This window comes from Streptomyces sp. NPDC054786 (assembly GCF_053611685.1).
This window is the reverse complement of the sequence record NZ_JBSHAW010000024.1, coordinates 31,231-44,041: the sequence shown is the minus strand read 5'-3', so window position 1 is coordinate 44,041 and position 12,811 is coordinate 31,231. Positions and strand designations below refer to the sequence as shown.

At 69.4% G+C, this 12,811-nt stretch carries 11 protein-coding genes; 9 read left to right on the top strand and 2 right to left on the bottom strand.

Going from position 1 to position 12,811, the window contains the following annotated elements; genetic code table 11:
* Positions 1–214 precede the first annotated feature (214 nt).
* The 7 genes from ACWGI6_RS20955 (at position 215) to ACWGI6_RS20925 (ending at position 7,935) form a co-directional block, all read left to right on the top strand.
* The gene (locus tag ACWGI6_RS20955; RefSeq protein WP_453268921.1) at positions 215–1,609 is read left to right on the top strand and encodes an ABC transporter substrate-binding protein; all 1,395 of its coding nucleotides are present in this window, start codon (positions 215–217) and stop codon (positions 1,607–1,609) included.
* Positions 1,563–2,534, top strand: coding sequence for a carbohydrate ABC transporter permease (locus tag ACWGI6_RS20950; RefSeq protein ID WP_453268920.1), 972 nt, complete (start codon positions 1,563–1,565; stop codon positions 2,532–2,534). The genes ACWGI6_RS20955 and ACWGI6_RS20950 overlap by 47 nt, the downstream gene beginning before the upstream one ends.
* On the top strand, positions 2,531–3,373 hold the full coding sequence (locus tag ACWGI6_RS20945; protein WP_453268919.1) for a carbohydrate ABC transporter permease: 843 nt from the start codon (positions 2,531–2,533) through the stop codon (positions 3,371–3,373). Before ACWGI6_RS20950 ends, ACWGI6_RS20945 begins: the two co-directional genes overlap by 4 nt.
* Before the next feature lie 150 nt (positions 3,374–3,523).
* Entirely contained in the window at positions 3,524–4,570 is a 1,047-nt protein-coding gene (locus tag ACWGI6_RS20940) for a 2-hydroxyacid dehydrogenase (RefSeq protein WP_453268918.1), read from the top strand.
* A 6-nt stretch (positions 4,571–4,576) separates the two neighbouring features.
* Positions 4,577–6,076, top strand: coding sequence for an FGGY-family carbohydrate kinase (locus ACWGI6_RS20935; protein WP_453268917.1), 1,500 nt, complete (start codon positions 4,577–4,579; stop codon positions 6,074–6,076).
* A gap of 255 nt (positions 6,077–6,331) precedes the next feature.
* Positions 6,332–7,093 carry a DeoR/GlpR family DNA-binding transcription regulator gene (locus ACWGI6_RS20930; RefSeq protein WP_453268916.1) on the top strand — a complete coding sequence of 254 codons (762 nt, stop codon included), beginning with the start codon at positions 6,332–6,334 and terminating at the stop codon, positions 7,091–7,093.
* Between the two features lie 182 nt (positions 7,094–7,275).
* Positions 7,276–7,935 (top strand): ATP-binding protein, encoded by a 660-nt coding sequence (locus ACWGI6_RS20925; protein ID WP_453268915.1) that lies wholly within the window; start codon positions 7,276–7,278, stop codon positions 7,933–7,935.
* A 310-nt stretch (positions 7,936–8,245) separates the two neighbouring features.
* Here ACWGI6_RS20925 and ACWGI6_RS20920 read toward each other — a convergent pair whose 3' ends face one another.
* Complete coding sequence (locus tag ACWGI6_RS20920) at positions 8,246–8,974, bottom strand: TetR/AcrR family transcriptional regulator (protein WP_453268914.1); 729 nt, start codon at positions 8,972–8,974, stop codon at positions 8,246–8,248.
* A gap of 445 nt (positions 8,975–9,419) precedes the next feature.
* Here ACWGI6_RS20920 and ACWGI6_RS20915 point away from each other — a divergent pair, with 445 nt between their 5' ends.
* Positions 9,420–10,832 (top strand): MFS transporter, encoded by a 1,413-nt coding sequence (locus ACWGI6_RS20915; protein WP_453268913.1) that lies wholly within the window; start codon positions 9,420–9,422, stop codon positions 10,830–10,832.
* A gap of 143 nt (positions 10,833–10,975) precedes the next feature.
* A complete protein-coding gene (locus ACWGI6_RS20910) occupies positions 10,976–11,128 on the top strand; it encodes a hypothetical protein (RefSeq protein WP_453268912.1) in 153 nt (50 codons plus the stop codon).
* A 13-nt stretch (positions 11,129–11,141) separates the two neighbouring features.
* Here ACWGI6_RS20910 and ACWGI6_RS20905 read toward each other — a convergent pair whose 3' ends face one another.
* On the bottom strand, positions 11,142–12,557 hold the full coding sequence (locus ACWGI6_RS20905; RefSeq protein ID WP_453268911.1) for an MFS transporter: 1,416 nt from the start codon (positions 12,555–12,557) through the stop codon (positions 11,142–11,144).
* Positions 12,558–12,811: the final 254 nt, after the last annotated feature.

The following is a 12,811-nucleotide window of genomic DNA, read 5'->3' as shown; positions in this document are numbered from 1 at the left end:
CGGCAACCGGGGTCATGCGACGATCGCGCAACGAGCGGTCCACGAGCCGCAGTCAGCCTGCCCGACGGATTCGGACCGGTCGCTGCTCAGCCGGCCGGTGCGCGTGCCCGTCGGCGGACAACGCGGCCGGATTCGGCCGGAGTCACGAATCCTGGTGTGCTGCCGCACTTCTGACACCGGTCCCGTCGGCGTGCACCACCGGGGAGGAACCGGCATGTCCCAGCTGATCCGGGCACGGCGGCTGACGGCACCCGCGGCCACCGTCTTCGTGATGAGCCTCCTGGCGGCCGGTTGCACCGGGTTCGGAGCGATCAGCGGTACGTCCGGCGGGACGACCGTCACCGTGGCCATCGTCGCCAATCCGCAGATGCAGGACGTGGAGACCCTCACGCCGGACTTCGAGCGATCTCACCCGGGCGTCCGCGTGCACTACGTGACGCTGCCGGAGAACGAGGCGCGACAGAAGATCACCGAGTCGGTTGCCACCGGTAGCCGTGAGTTCGACGTCGTCATGATCAGCAATTACGAGACGCCCATGTGGGCGCGCAACGGCTGGCTGACCGACCTGCAGCCGCCGGCTGACCGAACCCCCGGCTACGACCCGGCCGACTTCCTCGGCCCGATCCGCAAGGCCCTCTCCTACCGCGGTCACCTCTACTCGGTCCCGTTTTACGGCGAGTCGTCGTTCCTGATGTACCGCAAGGACCTCTTCGCCGCCCGCCACCTGACCATGCCGCCACACCCCACCTGGCGGCAGGTGGCACATTTCGCCGACAGGCTCCATGACCCCCGGCACGGCAGGGCGGGGATCTGTCTGCGCGGCGCCCCCGGCTGGGGCCAGGTGCTCGCCCCGCTGGACACGGTGATCAACACCTTCGGCGGCCGCTGGTACGACATGCGGTGGAACGCCCAGCTCATGTCACCGGCCGTGCGACGGGCCGTGGGCTTCTACGTCGATCTGGTGCGCCGGGACGGCGAGCCCGCGGCGGCCGCCGCGGGCTTCACCGAGTGTGCCACCCACTTCGCGCAGGGCAACGCCGCCATGTGGTACGACGCGACCTCGGCGGCCGGACTGCTGGAGGATCCGGCGAGCAGCAAAGTGGTCGGCAAGGTCGGCTATGTGGCCGCCCCGGTGGAGGCGACGGCGTCGTCGGGCTGGCTTTACTCCTGGTCGTTCGGTATCCCCACCACCACCCTGCACAAGGACGCGGCCTGGCAGTTCATCGCCTGGGCCACCTCGCGGGACTACATCAAGCTGGTGGGGCACAAGTTGGGCTGGTCCAGGCTGCCGCCGGGCAGCCGGGAGTCCACCTACACCCTTCCGCGGTACCGGAAGATCTCCCGGGCGTTCAGCGGGCCGACGCTGGCGGCGATCCGCCAGGCCGACCCGGAACACCCGACCGTGCAGCCCGTGCCGTACACCGGCGTGCAGTTTCTGGACATCCCCGAGTTCCAGGACCTGGGCACCCGGGTGAGCCAGCAGATCAACGCCGCGATCGCCGGGCAGCATTCCGTGCGGGCCGCGCTGGACCAGTCCCAGCAGTACGCGCAGACCGTCGGCCGTGGCTACCAACAGCCGAGTCACCGGGAGGGACACCGTGGTGGGTGACGCCGCCCTGCCCGCCGGCTCCGTAGCAGCGGCCGGACCGATGGCTCCGACGACGTGGCGTCGCAGGTGGCCGCTCCTGCCGGCGCTGCTCTACACGGTCGTCGTCACGCAGGTGCCTTTCGTCTTCACGGTGTTCTACTCGTTCCAGTCCTGGAACCTGGTGCGGCCCGGGTCGGAGCGCTGGGTCGGTCTGGCCAACTATGCGAACGTCTTCACCGACAACGCCTTCCGCAGCGCCCTGTTCACCGAGATCGAGATGACGGTGCTCGCGGTGGCCCTCGCCATGGCACTCGGTGTGCCCCTGGCCGGGCTGCTCGACCGCCGGTTCCCGGGCCGTGGCGTGGCGCGCACCCTGCTGATCTCGCCGTTCCTGATCATGCCGACGGTATCGGGACTGCTGTGGAAGACCACGATGCTCGATCCGGTCTACGGCGTCGTCAGCCATGTGCTGTCGTGGTTCGGCGTGCCGCCCACCGACTTCGTCAGCCGGTTCCCGATGGCGTCCGTGGTGGCCGTACTGGTGTGGCAGTGGACGCCGTTCATGATGCTGATCGTGCTGGCCGGGCTGCAGAGCCAGGAGGCCGATGTCCTGGAGGCCGCTCGGGTGGACGGCGCCGGCCCGTGGACGACGTTCCGGTGGATCACCCTGCCGCACCTGCGCCGCTACATCGAACTGGGCGTGCTGCTGGGCGCGATCTATCTGGTGAACACCTTCGACGTGATCTACATGATGACTCAGGGCGGGCCGGGCACGCGCACCACCAACCTGCCCTACTACGTCTATCAGCGGGCCTTCCTCGGCTTTGACGTCGGCCAGGCGTCCGCGTTGGGCGTGGTCACCGTGGCCGGCACGATCGTGGTCGCCTCGGTGGCCCTGCGCTTGCTGTTCACCGTGTTCTCCGGCACGGAGAGGAGCGCGGGATGACCCCTCCGACACACCGTCCGTCGCGCCGCCGTCGGCTCGGGCGCGGTGCCTGGACCACCGGCGCGTGGTTGGCCGCGATCGTGTTCTTCTTCCCGGTGCTGTGGATGGTACTCACGGCGTTCAAGCCCGAGTCCGCCGCCTACACCCGCACGCCGCACCTCGTCTTCTCCCCGACACTGGCCCAGTTCCGCGCGGTGTTCTCCAGTGGCATCGGCCCGTACCTGGCCAACTCCGCGCTGGCCTCGGTCGTTTCCACGGTTCTCGCGCTGATCCTGGCGGCCCCGGCGGCCTACGCCCTGTCCGTCCGGCCCGTGAAGAAGTGGCGCAACGCGCTGTTCTTCTTCATCTCCACCAAGATGCTCCCGGTCGTGGCCGCGATCATCCCCCTCTACCTGGCCGTGCGCGACCTTGGTGCGCTGGACGGCATCGGCGCGCTGATCATCTTGTACGCGGCCATGAACCTGCCCATCGCGGTGTGGATGCTGCGTTCCTTCTTCCTCGAAGTCCCCCGCGAGGTGCTGGAAGCCGCCCGGGTGGACGGTGCCACCACGCGCCAGGAACTGACCGCGGTGCTGCTCCCCATGGTCCTGCCGGGGATCACCGCGACCTCCCTGATCTGCCTGATCTTCTCCTGGAACGAATTCTTCCTCGCGCTCAACCTGACCTCGTTCCGTGCCGCCACCATCCCGGTGTTCCTCGTCGGCTTCATCACCAGCGAGGGCCTGTACTGGGCGAAGCTGTCCGCCGCCGCCACGCTGGCCTGCCTTCCGGTCCTGCTCGCCGGCTGGACCGCCCAGCGGCAACTCGTGCGCGGCCTGTCCATGGGCGCCGTCAAGTGAGGGCGCCACCCAGCACCCTCGCGGAAGGGACGGCCCCGCCGCGCCGGCCCCCGTCACCGCGATCCGCCGCCCTCCCACAGCCCCGGCGACACCGCGCTCCCACCGGATGCCCCCGCACCCCGGCGCTGCCCGAACATTCAGGAGGTTCCCATGCACACACTCGTCGTCGGTGACCAGTTCGTCCCCGCCGCCCTCTACGTCGACGCGCTGACCGAGGTGTGTGGTCCGCGCTTCGGCCCGGTGCGTACCGTCGACTGGTCCGGCACCAAGGCCGACCAGCACTCGGCTCAGCAGACCATGGAACGCAACGGGCCGGCCGCTGTGCCGGTACCTGGCGAGATCATCGAGGTGCTCGACGACGCGGAAGTGCTCGCCGTCCACTTCGCGCCGGTCTCACGGGCGGTACTTCAGGCCGCGCCGAAACTGCGGGCCGTGTGCGTGGCGCGTACCGGGCTGGAGAACGTCGACATCGCCTGCGCCACCGACCGGGGCATTGCCGTGGTGCCGGTGTTCGGCCGCAATGCCTCAGCCGTCGCCGAACTGGCGCTGGGGCTCATGCTCACCGAAGCCCGCGACATCGCCCGCGCGGACGCGTCGGTCAAGGCCGGTGGCTGGCGCAAGGACTTCGGCGGCCCGGGGCACGAGGTCGGCGGCAGCACCATCGGGCTGGTCGGCATGGGCCACGTAGGGCGTGAACTGGCCCGAATTCTACGGGGTTTCGATGCACGCCTCCTGGTGTACGACCCGTACCTGCCCGACGCGGTGATCGCCGAGCACGGTGCGTCGCGAGCCGATCTGGACACCGTCTTCCTGGAGTCCGACTTCGTGCAGGTCCTCGCCCGGCTGACGCCCGAGACCGAAAGGTTCATCGGACGCCGGCAGTTCGCGCTGATGAAACATACGGCCTTCTTCATCAACACGGCCCGCAGCCGGCTGGTCGACACCGACGCCCTGTACGAGGCGCTGGCCGCGGGCAGCATCGCCGGAGCGGGCCTGGACGTGCATGACCAGGAACCGCTGCCCGCCGACAGCCCCTGGCGTGCGCTGGACAATGTCACGCTCACCACCCACTACGCGGGCGACACCGTGACCACGAACCTGCGCTCGGCACGCCTGGTCGCGCAGGCCGTCGATGAGTTGGCACGCACCGGCCGATGCCTCGAAGCGGTCAACGCGCGCGAGCTGGAATGGGTGTAATCGGACGTGCGGAAGCTGTTGCTCGGTGTGGACGCCGGCCAGACCGTGACCAAGGCGGTGCTGTTCGACGCCGCCGGACGGCAGGTGGCGAAGGGCAGCATCAAGGTCCCGCTGCACACCCCCCGTCCGTGCTGGGTGGAACGCGATATGCAAGAGGTGTGGCTGGCCGCGCAGCAGGCCATCCGGATGTGTCTGGCCGAGGGCGGGGTGACGACAGGGCGGGAGGTCGCGGCGGTCGGCCTTTCGGGCCACAACGACGGGCTGTACGCGGTCGACGAGCGCCACGAACCCGTGCGGGGAGCCATCGTCGCCATGGACACGCGCGCCCACACGGTGCTCGACCGCTGGCGGGACACCCCGGTCTGGCCGCACGCGCTGGCGTGGTCCGGTCAGGTCCCGTTCGCCGCGTCCCCGGCGGCCGTGCTGGCCTGGTTGAAAAGCCACGAACCGGCAGTGCTGGAGCGGTCCAGGTGGCTGATGTTCTGCAAGGACTGGCTACGCCTCAAGCTGACCGGCGAGGTCGCCACCGATCCCACGGAGGCGAGTGCGTCCTTCACCGACGTGCATACCCACGCCTACTCCCCGCAACTGCTGGATCTGTACGGACTCGGTGAATTGGCCGGGAAGCTGCCGCCCGTCCTGCCCTGCGACGCCGTGGCCGGGCGAGTCACCGCCGAAGCCGCGGCGGCGACCGGACTCACCGTCGGTACACCGGTCGTCACAGGTGCGCACGACGTCGATGCGGCGGCGATCGGCATCGGCGGCATCACGCCCGGAGACCTCTGCTTGATCGCCGGGACGTTCAGCGTCAATCAGGTGGTCAGCGACCGGGTGGTGATCGACCCTCGCTGGCAGGTACGCAATTTCGTCCGTCCGCACCAGTGGATGACCATGTCCACCTCGCCCGCCTCGGTCGCCAGCCTGGAGTGGTTCCTGCGGGTGGTGGATGTGCCCACGGCGTCCGGGGAGAGCGTGTACGACGTGATCACCCGAGAGGTCGGCGCACACCTTGCGGGACCGTCGGAGGTGCTGTTCCACCCCTTCGTCTACGGCTCTCCGCACAGCTGGCCCGCTTCCGGGACGTTCCTGGGCCTGCGTGGCTGGCACACCCGTGGTCACTTGCTGAGGGCGCTCCTGGAGGGCGTCGTGCTCAACCACCGATGGCACGTCGATGCCCTGTCCTCGGCGCTTCCCGTCACCGGGGCGACGCGGCTGACCGGCGGCGCAGCACGCAGCGAGACCTGGTCCCAGATGTTCTCCGACGCGCTGAACCGGCCGATCGAGGTGCCCCGCGTCGAGGAGAGTGCGGCCCGCGGTGCCGCTCTGCTCGCCGGTATCGCCATCGGGCTGCTCTCAGGAATCGATGACGCCCGTGCCCTCACCACGGCCGGCCGCTGCTACGAACCGGAGGCCGGCCGGGTCGCGGTACTGGGCGAGACCTACCAGGTGTATCTGGCGGCCATTGATGCTCTTGGTCCCGTCTGGAGCCGGCTTGCCGCCGACTGAACCCGCTGACGATCAGATGCCGAACCGCCGTACGGGAAGGCGGGCCAGGGCCGTGCATGCACGGATGAGCCCGGTGGCGGCCGGGATCCGGTCCGCGGACTCCATGCTGGTGGTTCCCGGCGGAGGCGCGACAGACTTATCAGAGCTTCGGCAATAGATCACGTAAATTGTGAAATTTATTGCCCGAATATCTTGCTTCTCCGGATGCCGAGGCGTAAACCGGAGCTAATGAGTCTCTAACGGCGGTGAAACCACATGTACGCGGAAGAGCGTCATCAGCTCATCGTGGAGCGGGCCCGGCACGACGGCCGGGTCGAGGTCACCACGCTGGCTGCCGAGCTCGATGTCACCCCGGAGACCATTCGGCGCGACCTGACCACGCTTGAGCGTCACGGTCTGCTCCGCCGGGTACACGGCGGAGCCATCCCGGTCGAGCACTTCGGATTCGAGCCCGCACTCGCCCATCGCGCGACCATGCTGACGGAGGAGAAGCAACGCATCGCCACGGCGGCGCTTGCCGAGGTCCCCGAGGCAGGCGCCATCCTGCTCGATGCCGGCACCACCACCGGACGCCTGGCCGATCTGCTGCCCACCGACCGCGAACTGACCGTCGTGACCAACGGCCTGGCCATCGCGGTTCAATTGGCACCCCGTCCCCACATCAATCTCTTCCTCGTCGGTGGCCATGTGCGCACACGCACGCAGGCCACGGTCGGCGAGTGGACCCGTGCCCCCCTCGCCGTCACCTACGTGGACGTCGCCTTCATCGGCACGAACGGCATCTCGGTGGAACGGGGACTGACGACCCCCGACACCAACGAGGCAGCCGTCAAGCGGTGCATGATGGCCAGCGCCCGGCGCGTCGCCGTCCTCGCCGACCACACGAAGTTCTCCATCGACCACTTCGCCCACTTCGGCCATCTGGACGAGGTCGACGTGGTCATCAGCGACTCGGGGCTGGACTCCGCCCTCGCCGACGAGCTGACCGCTGCCGGTACCCGGGTGGTACGCGCATGACCATCGCACCGCCCACCGGCCAAGCTCGACGGCATGCGGCAGTCCCGGGGAGGGCTTCGGGCCCCGCCCCGAAGCCGGGTTCCCGCTCTCCCTCGTCGGCGCACTGTGAGTCGCCGTCACCCGTGGGCCCACAGCCCGACGGTTCCGGCGCCTTGGCAGCCCCTGACCATGGAAGTGACATCATGTCCGACACCGTGCCCTGCCCCAGGGCCACCGGCACGCAAGGCGCCTCGACACACGGCACGCCGCTGCCCACCCTCGTGCCGCGATCCGCACAGCACGCCGTGCTGACACTGCCTGCGCGGGATGCCGGGGTCCGCAGCGCCCGGCACTTCACCGCCGCCCTGCTCGCCTGGTGGCGCCTGCCCGACGACGAGCAGGACACCGCCGCACTCATCGTGAGCGAACTGACGACCAATGCGGCTCAGCACGGGCACAGCGACATGACGCTCCACCTGGCCCTCGGCCCGGACCTGCTGCACATTGCGGTGGCCGACCACGGAGATGTGGGCCAGCCGCCGGCGTCGCCCGCCGACGATGATCCCGACGAGCACGGCCGCGGCCTTCGCATCGTGCACACCCTCGCGGCCCGGTTCGACATCCACCAGGACAGCTCCGGCTGGCAGGTCCACGCCAGCCTGCGGATCACCCAACCGCAAGCCGCCGCGGACCGCGCCACCCCCCGTAAGACGCCCGAGGGAAGAGGCCAGGCCGGCAATCCACCACCCCGGCCGCGACGCCACGCGTACCAGAGCGGCACGGTCGGTACCGCGGACGGTGACCGCCCGGACAGCAGACGCCGCCGGCCATGGCTCCCGGCGTACAGGCCCGCAACCTCCTGACGGACCTCAACTTGCCGCGCTGATCAACCGGGCCGGTAGCCAATAAGAGGGCGCCGGTAAAAACAGCAGCCAACAGGATTCGGGTAGGGCGGCGGAGCATCGAAGCACTGGGCGAGGCAAGAGAAGGGCGCCTGATCCGGGTTTCTGTCCGTCAGGCGCCTTTCGCTCGCCCCCAGCGCATTCCCCCGGGTCCACACCGGAGTACAGCCAGCACGCGATCCCGGCATCTCGCAGGTCGTAGGGCCGCGTTGGCCAAGCGGGACGTGAGCTCGTGAGAAGCCGCCGCGGGGGCAGACGCGGGGGGGCGACCTCAGCCTTTCGTCTGCGCCTCGATTCCATCGAGCAGAAACTCCAACCCGACCGCGAAGTTGGCGTCCCAGTCGTCATCGGCGAGGTAATTGTTCGCGACAACGGTCGGGTATTGGTCGCGCTGGCTCTCCAGGTATGCCTGGCCCAGCCGTGTTTCCTCAGCGGAGAGCTGCAAGCTGGACTGGGTGGCCGTGGCACCCATCACGTGGTTGTACAGCGCCCACGTCGCGGCGTTGAGACGCTTGTCTGTCAGTCCCGCGCGCAGCAGCGCGGATTGCAGGCATTCCATCCAGGTCAGGAAGTTGGGTCCCATCAGCGGCCGTTGACGCGACGGCACGGTGGCTGCCCAGGGGTGTCGCAGCATCGCCTGTCGCCAGCCGTTGACCAGGGTCGCGATGTCGTCCCGCGGATTCCGGGCGTGGTGAGCCGGGACCGGGGTCTCCCCGAAGATCGCGTCGACCGCGAGATCGATGACGTCGCCCTTGGTCGCCACGTGCCAGTACAGAGTTGTCGCACCCACCTGGAGGCGTTCGGCCAGACGCCGCATCGTAAGCCGGTCCATCCCCTCCTCGTCCAACAGGGCGACGGCCGCATGGACGATGCGGTCCCGGGTGAGCGGTGGTTCCCCTTTTCTGCCACGTGAGGGCCGAAGCCAGACGTTGCCGGTGCCCCCGCCGGACTGGCTCCTCGTGCGCTCTTTGTCTGCGATGACGTTCGCCTCCAGAATCACGCGACTCACCCCCAGGGCGCACTACGCGTTACCGATTGTTCGCGGTTGAGTTTGGCATGGCCGGGCAGCCGGTCCGAGCCCTTCAAGTGCCCATGACGACCTACGGCGCGCACTCGGCCGGACGGCGTCCGACCGGTCGCGCCCGTCCGGATGCCGTGTGCCCGCCCGCGGCGGCCCTTCCTCCGGTCCGTGTCCGCAACTAGTGCGGGAAACCCACAACTCCGCTGCTCACACGCCTGCTCAGCGCTCCCGGGCCGCTCCGCAAACGGCGTCCCGCAGCCACCTTCTGTCATGGCCCGCTGCACAGAGTTGTAGTAGCGTCACCGCCACTAGACCAACGTTCGAGTCACCCGACCACTGTGCGAGAGTTGTTGTGACAGACATTCAGCAAGAAACTTCGACGCCCCCAACTCAGCCCGCGAAGCGCTGGTGGACCCTTCCTGTAGTGAGCCTTGCCCAGCTGATGGTCGTGCTGGACGCGACCATCGTGAACATCGCGCTCCCCTCGGCACAGCAGGACCTGGGGATGACGGACGCCGGCCGGCACTGGGTGATCACGGCGTACGCCCTCGCCTTCGGCGGCTTACTGCTCGTGGGCGGGCGCGCGTGCAGCGCTCTGGGCCACCGGCGGTCCTTCGCCATCGGCCTGGTCGGCTTCGCGTCGGCCTCGGCGCTCGGCGGCGCGGCGAACAACGCGAGCACGCTGTTCGCCGCCCGTGCGGCACAAGGCGTCTTCGCCGCGCTTCTGGCCCCGGCGGTACTGTCCTTGCTGATCCTGACCTTCACCGATGGGCGTGAGCGCGGAAAAGCCTTCGGTGTCTTCGCAGGCGTCGGCGCGGGCGGGGCGGCGCTCGGCGTGGTGGCGGGCGGACTGCTCACCGAGTACGCAAACTGGCGCTGGTGCCTTTACATCAACGTCCCGATGGCCGCGATCGCCCTGATCGGGCTCCCGCTCATCCTGCGGGACCGCCCGAGCGGCAACCTGCGCCACCTCGACGTCCCCGGAGTGCTGCTCAGCGCGGCGGGTCTCGTCTCGCTGGTCTACGGCTTCACCCAGGCCGAACCACAAGGATGGGACGACCCGAAGGTGCTCGCCCTGCTCATCGGCGGCGTTGTCCTGCTCGGCCTGTTCGTCTTGGTGGAGGCCAAGTCTCAGCATCCGCTGCTGCCGCTGCACCTTCTCGTCCACCGGGCCCGGGGCGCCGCGTTCGTGTCCGTCTGCGTGATGTTCATCGCTATGTTCGGCTTCTACCTCTTCGTGAGCTACTACACGCAGACGATCCTCGCCTACTCACCCGTCAAGGCGGGCATGACACTGCTGGTGAACGCCGTCAGCACAACTGTCGGCGCGATGGTGATCGCCGGGAAACTGCACCGCCGGGTCGCCCCGAACATCCTGATCGCGGGCAGTTTGCTGTCCTCCGCAGCCGGGATGCTGATCCTCACGCAGCTGGAAGTGGACAGCTCACACGTGTTCCTGGCGTACCTGACCCCGTCGATGATTCTGACCGGAATCGGTCTCGGCTGCCTGCTGGCGACGGCGACGAACATGGCGACGGTGGAGCTGAACCCGGCTGAGGCGGGTGTCGCCTCGGCGGCGTACAACACGGTGCAGCAGGTGGGCGCCGCGTTCGGTACCGCGCTGCTCAACTCCCTCGCGACGAGCGTCACCACGTTGTACCTCAAGGACCACGCGAACCGTCCGGAAGCCGGCAACGTCGGGACCGTACATGGCTACACGGTGGCGCTCTGGGCGGCATTCGGCATTCTCCTGGGTGGCGCGCTGATCGTCGGCCTGTTCTCCCGGGGTGGTCAACGAACCACCCCGTCAGCTGCGGTGCTCAACACGTCGAACTAGTGCCGCATCAGGCAACGTTCGCCCTGTTGCGGCCTGAGAAGTCGAGCGGTGGGCGGCGATCCGGGGTGGGCGTAAGCAGGCGCTGCGCCCGCGTCAGGTTGTCTTCGTCCAGGTCCTCCTCGAGTTCGCCCCCACTCGATGAGATGGACTTCCGGTCAGGCGGTATGCAGAACATGCTGGCCTCGCAGGCGGCCGTGCTCGCCGAGCTCATGTGCGGCCGCCGCCTGCTCCAGCGGCACCCGCTGAAGCTCGGTGCGCACCGTTCCGGTGGCGAGGAGACCCGCGGCCTGCCGTGACACACCGCCCGGCTTACTCCGCCGCGCCCCGGCGCCCGTCCCGCGGCAGCGTCAGCGTCGCGCCAGCCGTCAGTACGAGCCCGGCCGCCGCGATCAGCATGCTCCACCGCATGCCGGCCAGGAACGTGTCCGCCCCTGCCAGCAGCGCCCCGAAGACCGCCACCGCGATCGCTCCGCCGACCTGGCGGCCGGTGTTGAGCACGGCGGACGCGGTGCCTGCCCGGTCTGCGGGTACCGCGTCGAGCAGCATGGCGGTCAGCGCCGGCACCGTCAGCGCCCCGCCGAGGCCGACCGGCACCATCAGCGCCGCCACCACCCACACGCTGGTGTGCGGGCCGACGGTCAGCAGGGCCAGCAGTCCGGCTGTCCCGGTCAGTTGTCCCGCCATCATCGGCACCCGCGGGCCGAACAGCGAGGCCAGTTTCGCTGAGGCCAGGTTCACCACGGCGACCAGTGCCGTCATCGGTATGAACATCAGGCCCGCGTGCAGGGCGGACTGCCCGCGCTCCTGCTGCAGGTACAGGCTGAAGATGAACACCCCGCCGTAGTAGGCGGCGTTGAGCATGAAGCCGACCACCAAGGACACCGCCACCACCCGCGAGCGGAACAGCGGCAGCGGGAGCATCGGGTGCGCGCCCTTGGCCTGCGCGGCGAGGAAGGCGGCGGCCGCGGCCGCGGCCACCAGCAGCGATACCACCACGAGCGGCCGGCTGAAGCCCTTGTCGCCGCCCTCGATCACGCCGTACGTCAGCGCGCCCATTGCGACTACCGCCGCCACCTGCCCGATCACGTCCAGTCGCGCGGGCAGCCGTGGGGAGGCGGGCACGCGGGTGAGCAGGGCGAGCGCCAGCAGGCCCGCCGGGAGGTTGACGAAGAAGATCCACCGCCAGCCCACGGATGCGGTGAGCGCCCCGCCGAGCACCGGCCCGGCCGCCACCGCGACCGCGCCGCCCACGGTCCAGATGGCGATCGCCCGGGCCCGCTTCGCCTGGTCGGGAAAGCCCTGCCGGACCAGCGCCAGGGACGCCGGCATCATCACCGCCGCCGCACCCCCCTGCACCAGCCGCGCCGCCACCAGCACGCCGAGACTGGGCGCCAGTCCGCACGCGGCCGAGGCCAGCCCGAAGAGCACGAGACCGCCGCCATACGCCTGCCGGGCCCCGATGCGGTCGGACAGGGCGCCCGCGGAGAGCATCAGGGCGGCGAAGATCAGCGTGTATCCGTCCACCACCCACTGCAGGCCAGACATGCCGCCGCCAAGACCGCGGCCGATGTCGGGCAGCGCGACGGTGACGATCAACGCGTCCAGCGAGATGAGGAAGAAGCCCAGCAGGGCGGCGCCGAGCACCGTGGAGGATCCGCCCCGGGCCGCCTCCGGAGCCGAGCCCGCGGTGCGGGCGGCCAGGGAGGACTTGAGCAGCGATTTCATCAGAACACTCCTGAGACGTTCTTGAAGGTATGCGACCGAGACCGGAAGCCAGGAGGCGACCACGGACAGACCGGCCGGCAGCGGAGAGCCACGTGCCGGGTGCGACAGGACCCTGCCGCCCGGCGTAGCGGTGCGTGCGGTCAGCCTGCTGCCTGTGCGGGCAGGCCCTTATTGCCGTCACCCCAGGTCGCTGTCATCACTGGGGCGGAATGCGCTGGTCGGAGCGCGTGGCGACGATCGCAGCCGGAAGCTGC

Bases quoted from the DNA above. Each gene is read 5' to 3' on its own strand.
- ACWGI6_RS20955 (WP_453268921.1), top strand. From the start codon at position 215: ATGTCCCAGCTGATCCGGGCACGGCGGCTGACGGCACCCGCGGCCACC.
- ACWGI6_RS20945 (WP_453268919.1), top strand. From the start codon at position 2,531: ATGACCCCTCCGACACACCGTCCGTCGCGCCGCCGTCGGCTCGGGCGC.
- ACWGI6_RS20940 (WP_453268918.1), top strand. From the start codon at position 3,524: ATGCACACACTCGTCGTCGGTGACCAGTTCGTCCCCGCCGCCCTCTAC.
- ACWGI6_RS20930 (WP_453268916.1), top strand. From the start codon at position 6,332: ATGTACGCGGAAGAGCGTCATCAGCTCATCGTGGAGCGGGCCCGGCAC.
- ACWGI6_RS20925 (WP_453268915.1), top strand. From the start codon at position 7,276: ATGTCCGACACCGTGCCCTGCCCCAGGGCCACCGGCACGCAAGGCGCC.
- ACWGI6_RS20910 (WP_453268912.1), top strand. From the start codon at position 10,976: ATGGACTTCCGGTCAGGCGGTATGCAGAACATGCTGGCCTCGCAGGCG.
- ACWGI6_RS20905 (WP_453268911.1), bottom strand. From the start codon at position 12,557: ATGAAATCGCTGCTCAAGTCCTCCCTGGCCGCCCGCACCGCGGGCTCG.